At 33.6% G+C, this 15,060-nt stretch carries 15 protein-coding genes and 1 pseudogene; 3 read left to right on the top strand and 13 right to left on the bottom strand.

Going from position 1 to position 15,060, the window contains the following annotated elements:
- Window positions 1-28: 28 nt before the first annotated feature.
- The 4 genes from AC0OM3_RS23595 to AC0OM3_RS23580 form a co-directional block, all read right to left on the bottom strand.
- Window positions 29-664, bottom strand: a complete 636-nt coding sequence (locus AC0OM3_RS23595; RefSeq protein WP_000170025.1) for an FMN-dependent NADH-azoreductase — start codon at window positions 662-664, stop codon at window positions 29-31.
- A 239-nt stretch (window positions 665-903) separates the two neighbouring features.
- Window positions 904-2,889 carry a penicillin-binding protein 3 gene (gene pbpC / locus AC0OM3_RS23590; protein ID WP_001227260.1) on the bottom strand — a complete coding sequence of 662 codons (1,986 nt, stop codon included), beginning with the start codon at window positions 2,887-2,889 and terminating at the stop codon, window positions 904-906.
- Between the two features lie 155 nt (window positions 2,890-3,044).
- The gene (locus AC0OM3_RS23585) at window positions 3,045-3,533 is read right to left on the bottom strand and encodes a dihydrofolate reductase (RefSeq protein ID WP_000637212.1); all 489 of its coding nucleotides are present in this window, start codon (window positions 3,531-3,533) and stop codon (window positions 3,045-3,047) included.
- 19 nt (window positions 3,534-3,552) lie between these two features.
- Window positions 3,553-4,509, bottom strand: coding sequence for a thymidylate synthase (locus AC0OM3_RS23580; RefSeq protein ID WP_000679607.1), 957 nt, complete (start codon window positions 4,507-4,509; stop codon window positions 3,553-3,555).
- Window positions 4,510-4,707: 198 nt separating this feature from the next.
- Between AC0OM3_RS23580 and AC0OM3_RS23575 the strand changes: the two genes are divergently transcribed.
- The gene (locus tag AC0OM3_RS23575; RefSeq protein ID WP_000040029.1) at window positions 4,708-6,165 is read left to right on the top strand and encodes a serine hydrolase; all 1,458 of its coding nucleotides are present in this window, start codon (window positions 4,708-4,710) and stop codon (window positions 6,163-6,165) included.
- Between the two features lie 50 nt (window positions 6,166-6,215).
- On the opposite strand, the gene AC0OM3_RS23570 is transcribed toward AC0OM3_RS23575, so the two are convergent.
- The 4 genes from AC0OM3_RS23570 to AC0OM3_RS23555 form a co-directional block, all read right to left on the bottom strand.
- The gene (locus AC0OM3_RS23570; protein WP_000692076.1) at window positions 6,216-7,148 is read right to left on the bottom strand and encodes an aminoglycoside phosphotransferase family protein; all 933 of its coding nucleotides are present in this window, start codon (window positions 7,146-7,148) and stop codon (window positions 6,216-6,218) included.
- 11 nt (window positions 7,149-7,159) lie between these two features.
- Window positions 7,160-7,546 carry a VOC family protein gene (locus tag AC0OM3_RS23565; protein WP_001094649.1) on the bottom strand — a complete coding sequence of 129 codons (387 nt, stop codon included), beginning with the start codon at window positions 7,544-7,546 and terminating at the stop codon, window positions 7,160-7,162.
- A gap of 1 nt (window position 7,547) precedes the next feature.
- On the bottom strand, window positions 7,548-8,183 hold the full coding sequence (locus AC0OM3_RS23560) for an HAD family hydrolase (RefSeq protein WP_001175004.1): 636 nt from the start codon (window positions 8,181-8,183) through the stop codon (window positions 7,548-7,550).
- A 106-nt stretch (window positions 8,184-8,289) separates the two neighbouring features.
- The gene (locus AC0OM3_RS23555) at window positions 8,290-8,877 is read right to left on the bottom strand and encodes a YpjP family protein (RefSeq protein WP_001134421.1); all 588 of its coding nucleotides are present in this window, start codon (window positions 8,875-8,877) and stop codon (window positions 8,290-8,292) included.
- Between the two features lie 503 nt (window positions 8,878-9,380).
- Between AC0OM3_RS23555 and AC0OM3_RS23550 the strand changes: the two genes are divergently transcribed.
- Both AC0OM3_RS23550 and AC0OM3_RS23545 read left to right on the top strand, forming a co-directional pair.
- Window positions 9,381-9,812: a GNAT family N-acetyltransferase gene (locus AC0OM3_RS23550; protein ID WP_000009776.1), complete on the top strand. Its 432-nt coding sequence runs from the start codon at window positions 9,381-9,383 to the stop codon at window positions 9,810-9,812.
- A gap of 29 nt (window positions 9,813-9,841) precedes the next feature.
- Complete coding sequence (locus AC0OM3_RS23545) at window positions 9,842-10,369, top strand: HAD-IIIA family hydrolase (protein ID WP_000181773.1); 528 nt, start codon at window positions 9,842-9,844, stop codon at window positions 10,367-10,369.
- 56 nt (window positions 10,370-10,425) lie between these two features.
- On the opposite strand, the gene AC0OM3_RS23540 is transcribed toward AC0OM3_RS23545, so the two are convergent.
- The 5 genes and pseudogenes from AC0OM3_RS23540 to AC0OM3_RS23520 form a co-directional block, all read right to left on the bottom strand.
- Window positions 10,426-10,866 (bottom strand): GNAT family N-acetyltransferase, encoded by a 441-nt coding sequence (locus tag AC0OM3_RS23540; protein ID WP_001223853.1) that lies wholly within the window; start codon window positions 10,864-10,866, stop codon window positions 10,426-10,428.
- Window positions 10,863-11,336 carry an SAM-dependent methyltransferase gene (locus AC0OM3_RS23535; RefSeq protein ID WP_046946354.1) on the bottom strand — a complete coding sequence of 158 codons (474 nt, stop codon included), beginning with the start codon at window positions 11,334-11,336 and terminating at the stop codon, window positions 10,863-10,865. Before AC0OM3_RS23535 ends, AC0OM3_RS23540 begins: the two co-directional genes overlap by 4 nt.
- An 88-nt stretch (window positions 11,337-11,424) precedes the next feature.
- Window positions 11,425-12,119, bottom strand: a pseudogene (locus AC0OM3_RS23530) (aspartate/glutamate racemase family protein).
- Window positions 12,120-12,290: 171 nt separating this feature from the next.
- Window positions 12,291-13,493: an iron-containing alcohol dehydrogenase gene (locus tag AC0OM3_RS23525; RefSeq protein WP_001158671.1), complete on the bottom strand. Its 1,203-nt coding sequence runs from the start codon at window positions 13,491-13,493 to the stop codon at window positions 12,291-12,293.
- A 79-nt stretch (window positions 13,494-13,572) separates the two neighbouring features.
- Window positions 13,573-15,012, bottom strand: a complete 1,440-nt coding sequence (locus AC0OM3_RS23520) for a GntP family permease (protein WP_046946355.1) — start codon at window positions 15,010-15,012, stop codon at window positions 13,573-13,575.
- Between the last annotated feature and the right edge of the window lie 48 nt (window positions 15,013-15,060).

Genomic DNA, 15,060 nt, shown 5'->3' with positions numbered 1-15,060 from the left:
AGTGTTTGGACTTTTTAAGCATTCTATATTAGAAACGTTTTGCTAATTCACGAGCATTAGCAATTGCGGCTTCTTTAATTTCTTGTGCTTTTTCAGGGTTTGCATTCATACCTTCAACTGCAATATATTCAGTATCATTTACACCAACAAATCCTAATACAGTTTTTAAATGATTGCGACCGAAGTCTACAGCTGCGTATGCTCCTTCAGAATATACACCACCTGTTGCTTGAATGTGAAGTGCTTTTTTACCTTCTAATAAGCCGACTGGACCATTTTCAGTATATTTGAATGTTTTACCTGCGATTGCTACGTTATCTAAGTATGCTTTTACTACTGGTGGATAGCTAAAGTTCCACATTGGAGTTACGAATACATAACGATCTGCATTCATAAATGTTTCTAAGTTTGTGTTCATTGCTGCTACTTTTTGTTGTTGAACTTCAGTTAAAGCTTCAAAGCCTTCACCTGCTGCAAATTTACCCCAAGCAGCAAATACATCTGCATCAATTGCTGGTACTGTAGTGTTGAATAAATCAATTGTTACAACTTCGTCTTGTGGATGTTCGTTTTTATAAGCTTCGATGAAAGCTTCCCCTACTGCCATTCCGAAAGAACCTTCTGCTGAATTTGGATTTGCTGTAATAAATAGTACTTTTGTCATTGTATTCTCTCCCTTTTTTCTCTTTATCTTTAATTCAAGATTTATTTTTCGAAAGTTAATAACTTACCTTATGTAAGTATGATACAAAAAGTTTCAATCGATGTCAATAAAAAATAGCTACTTTTTTTTCGTAAGTTAATGATTTATTTTGTTTCTTTAAAATTTAGTATACAGATATTAAGACTTCTCACACAAAAAGGCTATCTCTATAAATTATAGAGATAGTCTTTTATTACATATTATTTTTGAAAAACATGTTTTACTTTTTCAGCTGGAATGTTACTTCCACCTCTACCTTTTACATCTTCAATCATCATTGTAATGACCACATCTGGTGAATTTAAATCAAATGCAGCGAACCAACCTAGTTCTTTTCCTTCGGCCTCTTTTGATACTTTTAATTCCGCTGTACCTGTTTTTCCAGCAAGAGTCATGCCATCAATTTTAGCAATTTTCCCTGTACCATCTGGATCATTAATTACTTTCGTCATTGCAGTTTTTAATATATCCTGATTTCCTTTAGAAATTACATTTTCTTTCCAAGCTTTTGGTTGTTTATCTGTTTTAATAATATACGGTGACGGAATCGCTCCATCATTTACAATTGGCGCATACGTTAAAGCTAAATGAAGAGGAGTCATTAATACTTGTCCTTGTCCATATCCTGTATCTGCCATTTGAATATCATTTTTAATACCGTCATTTGCAATTTTAGAAGCAGGGAATCCATATTCAATTGGTAGTTTCTCATCGAATCCGAATTTTTTTGCTTCACTCATAAACTTGTCTTTTCCGATTTTTAAAGCTTCTTGTGCGAAGTAAATATTATCCGAGTATTTCATCGCCTTATCAAGATCAATCGGATTTGCATCTTTCACACGCGTTACATAGTAATTACCCCAAGAAGAATCTTTTGTCCATTTTAATCCTTCAATTTTCAACTCTTCTTTTGAATCAATCGTTTTCGTTTCAAGACCAATTGCAGCTGTAATAGGTTTAAATACAGAACCTGGTACCGACAATTGTGTAAAGCGATTTGTCATTGGTTTTTTCGGATCATTATTCCACGCTTCGCGTTGTGCCTTTGATGTCCCTCGTGCAATTATATTAGGATCATATGCTGGACTACTTACTAGTGCAATTGTTTCTCCACTTTTCGGATTAATTGCTGCACTTGAACCAGCTTCGCCCTTCATTTCATTATACGTTTTTTCTTGAACAACACTATCAATAGTTAAAGTTACATTTTCTCCATCAACAGCATCTGTTTTTGCCAAGTTTTTAATTTCTTTTCCTTGCGCATCTTCTACAAAGACACGGCCACCTTTTTTACCGCGTAGCTTTTCCTCTAATACTTGCTCTAAACCAGCTTTACCAACTGGATCATCAGCTTGATAGCCTTTCTTTTGTAGCGTTTTTAAATCTTCAGCATTTACCTTTCCAATATAACCAGTCAGATGAGCTGCCGCTTCCCCTAACGGATATGTACGAACATTTACAGGTTTTGTTGAAACACCTGGTAAATCAATGTACGTATTTTGTGTTGCCCCTTCAGGCAAAATTCCAATTGGTACGAGATACCCTGGTTTTACCCATTTAGCAGCTAATTTTTGATCAATTTCTTCTACAGACATATTTAACAACTTCGCTACTGTTTCTTTCGTTTGCGGAGCAGTATCGCCTAACTTTTCAGGAATCAATCCGATTTCAGAAGCTTTCCCATTCGTTGCAAGACCTTTTCCATTACGATCGTATATTTCACCACGTTTTGGCTGTGTTGTCTGCATACGCACTTTACTATCTTTCGTCATGCCAGGGAAAATAAAATCAGGAGTCCAATCTATTTTCCAAGATTCTTTATCTCCATCTTTTTCTTTCACCATTTTTGCTTCATGACCAAATGTAATTTTACCACCAACTGTATCCATGCTTACTTTAAAAGGAACAGGGCCTTCATCTTTTTTATCTTCTTTTACTTCCCCTGTTTCTACCTTTAAGTCTTTCACTTCGATACCAGAATAAATTTTCTCATATTTTTCAGTAAACTCTTTCTTTGAAATATCTTTTTTTGCATTTTTTGATAGTTGATCATACATATCTGCAAATTTTTGTTTATTCCACGCTTTTACATATGTATCAAACACTTCTTGTGGTTTTTCTTCTTTACCACATCCAACTAACATGAATGTTAAGCAAAGAAAAAGAATCCCCCATATCTTTCTCAATCGATTCTCCTCCTCTTTCTATATTAGTACTTTTGAAAATTTTAGCATTTTTACATGCTACCTCTCATTATAGCACTATCGAATCTCATCTATAAACTTATATTGGTGAATATAAATAAAAAGATTGACGTGAATTCTCACATCAATCTTTATTATTATTGTTGTTTCTCATATACATGGTAATAATACGTATACGGGTTTTTTTCATCCGTTAAACCTTTTTCTACAAAAATCTCTTTCCAATTTGTCATATCCATTTCTGGGAAGAATGTATCTCCTTCAAATGCATGATGGATTTTTGTTATATACAACTTGTCTACATAAGGTAAAAAGAGATCGTAAATTTGCGCTCCGCCAAAAATAAAAATCTCTTCTTCATTTTTACATAGTTCGAACACTTCTTCTACAGAATGAACAACTTCACAGCCTTCAACATGATACCCTTCATTACGAGTTACAATAATATTACGTCTTCCAGGCAGTGGTCTACCAATCGCTTCATAGTTCTTTCTTCCCATAACAAGCGGGTGACCCATCGTTGTTTTCTTCACGTATTGTAATTCACTCGGTAAACGCCAAGGTAAATTATTATCTTTACCAATTACTCTATTTTCGTCCATAGCGACCATAAATGAAACAATCATTTTTTCATCTCCTCTACAATTATACTGCAACCGGTGCTTTAATTGCTGGATGCGGATCGTATCCTTCAATCGTTAAATCTTCCATTTCAAAATCGAAAACAGATTTCACATCTGGATTTAATGTAAGTTTCGGGAATGGACGTGGTTCACGTGCCAATTGCTTTTCTACTTGTTCAAAATGATTCGTATAAATGTGTGCATCTCCAATTGTATGAACAAATTCTCCTACTTCAAGACCACATTCATGTGCAATTAAATGTGTTAGTAGTGAATAACTTGCGATGTTAAATGGAATTCCAAGGAATATGTCACCACTTCTTTGATATAGCTGACAAGAAAGTTTTCCGTCCGCTACATAAAATTGGAATAATGTATGACAAGGGGGTAATGCCATATTTGGTACGTCTTCAGGATTCCAAGCAGAAACGATTAAACGACGTGAGTCTGGTGTTTTTTTAATCATTTCAATTACATCTTTTAATTGATCAAGTGTCTCACCAGCTGTCGTTTTCCAAGCACGCCACTGTTTACCGTAAACGTCTCCTAAATAACCATATTTATTTGAGAACTCATCATCTTCTAAAACGTTCTTTTTAAACAATTCCATTTGCTCATCGTACTGTACTTTAAATTCTTCATCTTGTTGTGAGCGAAGACCAAAATCAGTCATGTCAGGACCAGTATACTCATCACTTTCTACCCAGCTCTTAAACGCCCATTCATTCCAAATGTTATTATTATGCTGCAATAAATAGCGAATATTTGTATCACCTTTCATAAACCAAAGCAGTTCACTTGCTACAAGGCGAAACGGTACTCTCTTTGTTGTTAATAAAGGAAAACCTTTACTTAGATCAAAACGCATTTGATATCCAAATACAGATACAGTGCCTGTCCCTGTACGGTCTTCTTTCTTCGTACCATGTTCCATTACATGGCGGCATAAATTTAAGTATTCATTTTCAGCATGTTTCATATGTAGGAAAACCTTCTTTCAATCGTATATGCAATTTATCATAACATGAAAAATGGTAAATTTAATAATCTTAATTAATAAAATTTCTTACATTAATTCTTACAAAATTATTAAGTTTCCATATTTTAAAAGGTTTTCATTTTCTATTACCGAAAGTATAGTGCGGTAGAACAAAATTTATATTTGGAGGTTAGAAGTATGTCTAAACTTGGAACGCCTGTTATGACTTCTTTACAAACAACGGTTGAAAAAATGATGAAGGATTTAAATGTTCCTGGTGCTGCTGTCGCTGTTATAAAAGACGGTGACGTTATTATTTCAGAAGGTTTTGGCTATCGTAATATAGTAACAAAAGAGGCTGTTACACCGAATACTCGATTCGCAATCGGTTCCTCAACGAAAGCATTTGGCACACTTTCATTAAGTTTGTTAGCACAGCAAAAAAAGTTTAATTGGGATACCCCTATCCAGTCTTATATACCTAACTTTACTTTATCTGAACTACTTGCTAGCTCACAAGTTACAGGACTGGATTTAGCTTCTCATCGAACTGGAGTGAGTCGTCATGAGGCCCTTTGGTACAGTTCTTCCTTATCTCGAAAAGATCTCGTTGAAAAAATAAAACATTTACCACTTGATGCACCGTTCCGGACTGCATTTCTATATAACAACTTAATGTATGCAACAATTAGCTACATTGTTGAAAACATTACAAATCAAACGTGGGAGCAATACACTACAGAACATATTTTAGAGCCTTTAAATATGAATCAAACAAACTTCTCTGTTACAGATTCACAAACTACAGATGATTATGCTTTACCTTACGTTGAAAATGAAGGTGAAATAAAAGAAGTTCCATTCCATAACATCGATACAGTTGGCGCTGCTGGGTGTATTAATTCTACAATTGAAGATATGGCAAATTGGGTACTTCTCCACTTAAATGAAGGAAAATTTGGAGATCATGAATTAATCTCCTCTGAATTATTACAACAAATGTATACACCACACAATTCAATTCCAGATCAACCGGTTTTATCACTCCCTGAATCTCCATTAAATAGTTACGGTCTTGGTTGGTTTATTAGCGCTTATCGTGGTAAAAAAGTGATTCATCATGGCGGTAATATCGATGGATTTTCAGCGCTTGTTTCATTCATACCAACAGAAAACATAGGCCTTGTCATTTTAACGAATGCTGGAGGAACATTACTTCCTACTTATCTGGCTAATCAAATTTATGACGAACTACTTGAATTAGAATCCATTGATTGGCATAAACGTGCTGTAGAAGATACTAAAAAAATGAAGGAAATGATGAAAGAAGCAACTGAATCCCTCCCTGAACAAATTAAAGGGACTACACCTTCGCACAAGTTAGAGGATTATACTGGTACTTTTGAACATCCTGCATACGGAACATTACAAGTATACAAACGAGATGATTCGTTATATGTACAATTTATGGAAATGGATATTCAATTAGGGCATCATCATTACGACATCTTCTCTGCAAAAGTTGACTTATTCCAAATGAAAATGAGCTTATTATTCGCTTATGAAATGAATGTAAGTGGTGAATTCCCATCCCTTCAGTTATATGTACCAGCTACATTAAGTACTCAGCCGCTTACATTTAAGAAAATTAAATAAGTATTTTGATGGTAAAAAATAAAGGTAGGTGCGAATTACACCTACCTTTTCTATTCCTTATCAATCTTATCTAGTTGAAACCAAATTGGCTTCGATAACTCAAAGTTATTATGATCCTCTAAAACTATAGTAAGACGCTCTAACATATCATCTAACATATGCGGCGCTGCTCGTAATGTCCAGACAATCGAGGAGAAAACTGTCATGCCAACATACACCGTGTATAATTTCCAGAACTCCTCTGGTATTTTCCTATTAAAGTATCCTTCTATTTGTCCGATTGAATACGGAATACTAATGTCCCTTGCAAACAGTGCAATTTTTACAAAATCATGAAGTGGATCGCCCCAGTCGTAGCCATTAAAATCAACAACACCTACATATTTTCCATCCCGTACAATTATATTTTCTAAGTGAAAATCATCGTGTTGAAATCGATTCGGGCGGTTCTTTAAATATTTTTCATTTTCTTCTATAAACTTTATGATTTTATCATCATTTTTTATTTTTATTCCACATGTTTTGTATGCCTCTACATATTTACTATGTTTCTTCATTGCTCTTTCATACCATGGAAGTATATCATTAGGAGCTTCATATGTATGCATTTTTGCTAAATCTTTTCCTGCCTCTATACCAATATCATATTGTTCTTTTGGTGAATACGTAGGCAATAGCTTCTTCGCCTCCTCCCCTTCTAAATATGAAAAGATACCATAGCATAAACCTTCTTCTGCCAACAAACCCATTTCAATTGGTTTTTGTGCTTGCACACTACGGTTTTGCATTTCATTTAAAATTTGAAACTCTATTTTCTTTCTTTCATACTCTTTTATATCGCCTGTCCGCAATAAATATTTTTCATTATTCGCACTCGTAATTATATATTTCTTATCAGGCGAAAAACCTTTAGAAATTTCTTTAATATCCACTGCATCTTTTACAATTTGTATATTGTTTTGCCGTGCTGTAATTATCTTCATATCTATTCCCCTTACATTTCTGCATTTGGTGTATAGGCAACTTCTACAATAAATCCATTTGGATCGTAAAAATCAATCGTATAGTAACCTTCCGAATAATGATTCATTTCAATTGGACCACGTATTACCTTCACTTTCGTACTAGAAAGAAAATCTGCTACTTCATCAACTACCTCTCTATGAATAGCTTGATAACAAATATGTCTAGGCCCTAACGTCCTTACGATTTCCTCATCTACTTCTTTAAAATATATTTCACTTTCTCCTGTGCTATATGCTACTTCATTTAACTTTCTCCATCCAATTATGGAAAACAACTTATTATAAAAACAAATGGACTCCTCCAAATTCGCTACCCAAAATTCAATATGATGAATGCCTGCTCGAAGTGTATTCATATTAAGAATACGCTCCTTGTACTACTTCCACAATTTCCATCGGCTTATGAACCATATAATCTGGTGCATCTTTTTTCACTGTTTCAATAACATCATATCCCCAAGATACCCAAATTACGTTCACTTCAGCCTTTTTACACGCTGCTACATCTCGCTGTTCATCACCAACGTATAACATATCTTTCTCTGTTATTTTTTTCGATTTTAAAAACCTTTTTATCATTTTATCTTTACCAAACAAATTTTTAGAACAATACACTTCTTGAATATTTTCGATACCATTCTTGTGTAAAAAAGCCCGAATATGCTCTTCTGAGTTCGATGATATGACTGCAATTCCGTAGCCTTTTTTATGTAGTTTATCTAATACATCTTTCATTCCATGGAACAAAACGAGATTTTTTATAGCAGGCTGATATAATTTATAAAATTCCAACGCTAATATCGGTAATTTATACAGTGGTACATCAAGTTGTTTACATCTCTCTGGCATCGTTAATTTACGTAAATGCTCAATTTCTTCTTCCTTTACTGCTTTATACCCATGTTTTTCAGCAAGTTGATTATAAATCCGTACAAATATATTTTGTGAATCTACTAATGTGCCATCAAAGTCAAAAACAATATATTTTTGCATCTCCATACTCCTTTTGCTTCTTTTTTCTAAACCTATGTTATTCAACAACATAGTTGTCTGTCCCTTCTATAAAAATAAAAAAGAACAAGATTTTCTCTTGTTCTTTTTAAGACAACCATTTCGGCGGTACATTTGTATTCCAATAAATATTTCCTAACTCATGATGTCCAGAGTATCCATCATCAAAACGGTGATAATGGAAATTAAAATAATAACCATCTTGCGGCGGATGATCTCTTCTTACATGGAAACGCAATAAATCATTTCCTGATTTCGTATCGTAGACGTGAAAAATCTTTTCATTATTTCCACCAGCTGGTTTTTGAGAAATCGCTAATGATTGTAGTGAGTCTTCTGGTACATCACTAGCAAGCTCAGCAATTGCCTCTTCAATTTTTGGTAATATTACATCTTTAAATTCATCTTCAATTACTGGACCAATTTTAGTACCAAACTTTTGCATCGACTGCTTCTCTGCTTCTTGCATTGCATAAGTAATAAAAGTATCGGTGGTTAACCTGTCATTCGTTTCTTCATATGTATAGGACGTGCTCTCCAAACTTTGTTGCCCAGCTGTGCTCGTAGGCTTGTCCGCAGCTTTGGCATTATCAAGTAATATGGAAGGAGGCGTCACTAAACCAAATGTAAATACGGTAATTAATGCGACTAAGGTTTTTCTAAACCAATTTGGCATTTATGTTCCCTCCCCTTTCACTCATTATTTTTTATATAACGGTGGTTTCTTCTATTATACAAAATGATTATAATTTTTGCACTTTACAATTTTGTTAACGTTCACATATTTTTCACTTGAATATGAAATTGTAAGATTTCATACAATAAAAATACAACAACAATAAGGAGGCGATCAGATGACTTTAGATGTCATGTATTCCGCCGCAAGTATACTCGTTTTAGTATATTTTATTTATCAATGTGTTACAGACTAGAAAAAGAGCCGTCAATGGCTCTTTTTTAATGGTAGAAATACAATCCATACAATTAATAAAATAAAAACAACACTGCCTACCACAGCTGGCAATAAATAAAACTGTAAAAATATAACTGTTACAATCAAGGAAAAGAATAACATATAACTATCTATATATCATTATAAAATATTTATTTTTATGGCAGGAAAAAACATTTTTTAACAGAATATTAAATGTTTGATTACATTTTATTGGAGTGGATAATATGTCTTTTCAAATTCGTGAAGCAACGATAGATGATATAGACGCACTTTGTTCTTTAACGAAAGAATTAAAAGGTTCCTCTATTTCCTATGAAGATATGAACAATCGATTACAATTCGTACAAATGAGTCCGTTTGATTTTTTATATGTTTACGAGGAAGAAGAAGCTATATTTGGATTACTTGGATTTCGTATACGTGAAAATTTAGAAGATGTAACACGTTATGGAGAGATTTCAATTATTAGCGTTGATTCTAACATACGACGTAAAGGCATTGGACAAGTTTTGATGGATTATGCAGAACAATTAGCAAAGAAACATAATTGCATTGGCACATGGCTAGTTAGTGGAACAAAAAGAGTAGAAGCTCATCCTTTTTACAAAAAATTAGGCTATGAGGTAAATGGCTACCGATTTGTAAAACATTTTTAAACTACTTATAAATTGAAGGGACTATAACTATGACAAACATTAAAGCAATTTTCATTGATCGTGACGGTACAATTGGTGGTGACACTACAATACATTATCCAGGATCTTTTTCATTATTTCCATTCACAAAAACATCCTTGCAAAAACTAAAAGCTAAAAATATAAAAATTTTCTCTTTCACAAATCAACCTGGTATCGCAGATGGAATAGCAACTGTAGCCGATTTTGTACAAGAATTAGAAGGCTTCGGTTTTGATGATGTTTATGTATGTCCTCATAAACACGGTGATGGTTGTGAATGCCGTAAACCAAGTACAGGCATGCTGCTTAAAGCAGCAAAAAAACATGGACTTGATTTAACACAATGTGCTGTAGTTGGCGATCGCTGGACTGATATTGTTGCAGGGGCAAAAGTAAATGCGACAACGATTCTAGTCCGAACAGGCGCTGGGTATGATGCTTTGCATACGTACCGAGACAAATGGGCACATATTGAACCAAACTACATTGCAGATAACTTTGAAGATGCAACAAACTGGATTTTAAATCAACTATAATACAAATTAAAAGAGGCGTTTTCAAAATGAAAGCGCCTCTTTTAATCTATTATTATTTAAAACGTTAATTCATAATGGAAATAACGATTATCTCTCAAATAGCCATTTTCAGCGTATAATCGTTGTGCTGATAAATTATCAATCTCTGTTTGCAATTTTACACCTTTTGCTCCATTTTCTAATGCGTATTCTTTAGCAGCTTCTAATAATTTTTTACCTGTTCCGGCTCCACGCTTCGCCGCTTGTACAAATAAATCATTTAAAATCCATAATTCTTTCATTGAAATAGAAGAAAATGATGGATATAGTTGCGTGAACCCAATATATTCGCCGTCTTCAACTGCTACGAAAATAACGGACTCTTTTCTCTCAATTCGATTTCGTAAAAATACTTTTGCCCCTTCTAAATCAGAATCTTGTCTATAAAATATGCGATAGTTATTAAAAACTGATGCTAGTCCATCTAAATCTGCAATTGTTGCCTCATATATTCTCATTTTACTCCATTCCCCTTCCAATACTGTCTCATTATATCCGTTGCCCATTTAGGCTGGTGTATTTCTTCTGTCGGCATAAACCCTTTCATTATTGGTTTTATATCCAATATAGGAGTGCCATCAATAGCATCTAATCCCTCAACAATAATTGATTTACCTTCTCTTTTGATCATCTTGACAATTGTTACACCTATGCGATTCGGACGATTTTTCCCGCGCTGTGCAAAAATACCTACTTCAGGATAATCCTTATTATTTCTAGGATGTCTAGCAAAATACTGAATTTGCTCGTCAGTTACTTTATGAAAATAAAAAACAACTTCAATATGAGAAAAATCTTCAATCCCTTGTATACTTTCTTCTGCATACATTTCAGTTAAAGTAATATAGGATCTTACTTCTCCCCACTCATCATCTTTTATTTCCTTTCTTTCATTATGTACAAATGCGATTGGTTGAACTGAAAACATACGCATTCCCCCTTAAATGTAACCACTTACATTATAAAATATTTTCTGAATGTTTTCCAGATATACGAATCAAGTTTACATAATATAATTATACTCTATCTAGAGCTACCTTGACTGCTTCAATTGCATGTATATGAGTTGTATCAAATATCGGGACAGATACGTTTTCTTGCTTTATTAATAATCCTATTTCTGTACAACCTAATATGATTCCCTGTGCTCCTTTTTGCACTAACTCTTCGATGACTCTTTTATAATATTCTCTAGATTGAGATACTATTTTTCCTAAACATAATTCTGTATATATTACTTTATTTATTTCTTTTCTATTTTTTTCTGATGGTACTATTACTTTTATATTATTTTCTTCTATACGTGACTTATAGAAATCTTGCTCCATTGTATATTTAGTTCCAAGCAGACCAACCTTTTGAATGTCTTTTCTTTTAATTTCTTTTGCAGTTGCATCAGCAATATGTAAGACTGGAATATCAATTTTCGCCTTTATTTTTCCAACTACCTTATGCATTGTATTTGTACAAATAATTATAAAGTCTGCTCCTCCCTTTTGTAATGAATATGCCGCATTCCTAGAATTTCTCCAGCACCATCCCAATCTCCGCTAGACTGACATCGTTCAATCTCTTCAAAATCCACACTATTAATCAAACATTTTGCTGAATGTAGCCCTCCTAATCTCTCTTTTATTTCTTCATTAATAATTCGATAATATTCTGAAGTTGATTCCCAACTCATACCACCTATAAGACCTATCGTTTTCATATAAACAACACCTACCTAAACTTTTTTATAAAACTAATAACAACATTTTATTATGTATATTATACACAATAAAACAAGACTTTAAGTTTGGAATATAAGGTCTTGTTTTAACGTAAATATAGAATAATTGTACTTTCATTTCCAAGGAAATTTTTATAGAATATTCTGAAATTAATGATCTGATATTTTTATAAATTCTTTATACTTATAATTAAAACACTCTCGATACAACTCTTTGATTTCATCATATGATGGAACACGTGGGTTATTAGCTGGGCTACCACTTTCAATTGCATCTGATGCCATTTTAGAGATAGCATTTTCAAATTCAATTTCATCGATTCCGTATTCTTTTAAATTTGGAATACGAAGATCATAGCAAAGCTTTTTTATTTCCCAAAGCGTATAGTCTGCTACTTCCTCATCAGAATTCGAATACAAATCCTTATTTAAGTTACGTCCAATTTTTGCTAACCTTTTCACTGCACTTGTTTTCGTAAACTCTAACACTGTAGGTAATAGTATGGCATTTGATATTCCATGCGGTACATGAAATAATGCTCCCACTGGCCTTGACATTCCATGAACTAATGTAACTGATGCATTAGAAAATGCAATTCCAGCTTGTAAGGAAGCAATCATCATCGCTTCTCTTGCCTCCATATTACGTCCATCTTCATATGCTATACGTAAATATTTCATAATACTTTCAATAGCTGAAAGAGCAAGTACATCTGTAAGTGGTTGTGAAAATTTAGAAATATAAGCTTCAATCGCATGACATAACGCATCTATTCCTGTTGCTGCCGTAATTTGTGGTGGTAACGAACTTGTCAAAACTGGATCTATAATTGCTACTTTCGGTATAAAACTAGGATGCTTCATCATCATTTTTACATCTGTTTTTTTATTCGTAATTACTGCTACACTTGTAACTTCCGAACCAGTACCAGAAGTTGTTGGAATTGCAATAAGTGGTAGTGGATTGTTTTCTATTTCAATATCCTTTTGGACATAATCCTCAACTTCTCCACCATTTGTATATAAAACCGCTACTGCTTTCGCAGCATCAATACAACTTCCACCACCAATACCAATAATAAAATCGCACTTTTCCTCTTTACAAAGAGATAACGCTTCTAATACGTGTATATTTGTAGGCTCAGCATCCACTTTATTATATGTACTAACAGTAATACCTTTCTTATTTAGTTGTTGCATACACTTTTCAACATATCCTAATTTCTCCATAATTGTATCAGTAACTATAAAAGCTCTTTTCCCTAACTTTTTTGATTGTTCTCCCAGTTTTTCAAGCGAATTCCTTCCATATAATACCGACTTTGGCATACGAAACTCAGAAACCTCTTGCAAGTCCCCCACCCCTTCTTATCCTAATTAATATTTTATAATATAAATTATCGATTTGATGAATCTTTACGATTCAAATTTTTTAATAGAGTCCTGTTAAAGTATAGAATGCGATAACTAAAAATACAGCAACCGTTTTCAAAATAGTAATAGCAAATATATCTTTATATGACTGTTTATGTGTTAATCCCGTTACTGTAAGAATAGTAATAATAGCCCCGTTATGTGGTAGTGTATCCATTCCTCCTGATGCCATTGATACGATACGGTGCATAACTTCTAATGGAATATCAAATTGATTGGCCGCTGCAATAAATTTATCTCCCATTGCGCTTAATACTATTCCCATTCCTCCTGATGCCGAACCTGTAATTCCAGCTAAAATATTCGTCGTTACTGCACCATTCACTAACGGATTTGTGAAAGTAGCAGAGATGCCATCTCTCATAATTGCGAAGCCTGGAAGTGCTGCAATGACACCACCGAATCCAAACTCAGCTCCTGTATTCATCGTTGCAAGTAGCGCTCCACCAATACTTGTATTCAATCCAGCTTGGAAACCTGTTACTACTCGATTCCAATATAATAATAACGTTGTTAAGATCCCTATAATAAGTGCCAATTCTACAGACCAAATTCCTACTACTGCACTTAATTCTACTTTTCCAAATGCTTTCATACCAATTGCAGAAAAATCAAAACCGCTTGGATACCACTTCGGTATCATAATAGTAAACACTTTATTCATTACACCTACTAAAATAAGTGGTATAAATGCAATAAGTTGTTGTGCTCTTGTGATTTCAATGTTATTAATTAATGGCATATTTTTTTGTTCTACTTGCAAAGATGCTGCCATTTCAGTATTTCCATCATTAAAACCAAAATATCCTTCACCTGCTGCTTTTGCCTTCTTACGTCTACTCTCTAAATATAGTAAACCTAATGTAAGAACAAAAATTGCTCCTACAATCCCAAGTATCGGTGCAGCATAAATATCCGTTTTAAAAAATGTTGTAGGTATTACATTTTGAATTTGTGGTGATCCAGGTAGCGCATCCATTGTAAACGTTACTGCTCCAAGAACAATCGTTCCAGGGATTAAACGCTTTGGAATATTAGCTTGTCGAAACAACTTAGCTGCGAACGGATAAACAGCAAACACTACTACATACACACTAACACCACTATACGTTAAAATAGCCCCCATTAATACAATCGCTAATATAGTACGTTTTTCACCAACTAACTCAATAATTGTTTTTGCGATAGAATCTGCAATTCCTGACATTTCCACTACTTTTCCAAATATTGCTCCTAATAAAAACACAGGAAAATATAATTTTATAAATCCAACCATTTTCTCCATAAAGATATTAGAAAAGAAAGGTAATACATAACTAGGTTCTGTCAAAAATACTGCAAATAATGCAAATATCGGCGCGAATAAAATAACAGAAAAACCTCTGTATGCTACGAACATAAGTAAACTTAGTGCTAATAATATAATAACTAACTCCAATTTTACCCCTCCATTAAACAGAATATTCAAAATTTTATTGATAAATTT

It is taken from the genome of Bacillus sp. FAU20, from assembly GCF_056033865.1.
The sequence above is the reverse complement of the archived record's forward strand: the minus strand, read 5'-3'. Positions and strand labels throughout refer to the sequence as shown.

What these genes read in the sequence shown, in the direction of transcription:
- AC0OM3_RS23595 (WP_000170025.1), bottom strand. Translation starts at nt 664, where the DNA reads ATGACAAAAGTACTATTTATTACAGCAAATCCAAATTCAGCAGAAGGT.
- AC0OM3_RS23585 (WP_000637212.1), bottom strand. Translation starts at nt 3,533, where the DNA reads ATGATTGTTTCATTTATGGTCGCTATGGACGAAAATAGAGTAATTGGT.
- AC0OM3_RS23580 (WP_000679607.1), bottom strand. Translation starts at nt 4,509, where the DNA reads ATGAAACATGCTGAAAATGAATACTTAAATTTATGCCGCCATGTAATG.
- AC0OM3_RS23575 (WP_000040029.1), top strand. Translation starts at nt 4,708, where the DNA reads ATGTCTAAACTTGGAACGCCTGTTATGACTTCTTTACAAACAACGGTT.
- AC0OM3_RS23570 (WP_000692076.1), bottom strand. Translation starts at nt 7,148, where the DNA reads ATGAAGATAATTACAGCACGGCAAAACAATATACAAATTGTAAAAGAT.
- AC0OM3_RS23565 (WP_001094649.1), bottom strand. Translation starts at nt 7,546, where the DNA reads ATGAATACACTTCGAGCAGGCATTCATCATATTGAATTTTGGGTAGCG.
- AC0OM3_RS23560 (WP_001175004.1), bottom strand. Translation starts at nt 8,183, where the DNA reads ATGCAAAAATATATTGTTTTTGACTTTGATGGCACATTAGTAGATTCA.
- AC0OM3_RS23555 (WP_001134421.1), bottom strand. Translation starts at nt 8,877, where the DNA reads ATGCCAAATTGGTTTAGAAAAACCTTAGTCGCATTAATTACCGTATTT.
- AC0OM3_RS23550 (WP_000009776.1), top strand. Translation starts at nt 9,381, where the DNA reads ATGTCTTTTCAAATTCGTGAAGCAACGATAGATGATATAGACGCACTT.
- AC0OM3_RS23545 (WP_000181773.1), top strand. Translation starts at nt 9,842, where the DNA reads ATGACAAACATTAAAGCAATTTTCATTGATCGTGACGGTACAATTGGT.
- AC0OM3_RS23540 (WP_001223853.1), bottom strand. Translation starts at nt 10,866, where the DNA reads ATGAGAATATATGAGGCAACAATTGCAGATTTAGATGGACTAGCATCA.
- AC0OM3_RS23535 (WP_046946354.1), bottom strand. Translation starts at nt 11,336, where the DNA reads ATGTTTTCAGTTCAACCAATCGCATTTGTACATAATGAAAGAAAGGAA.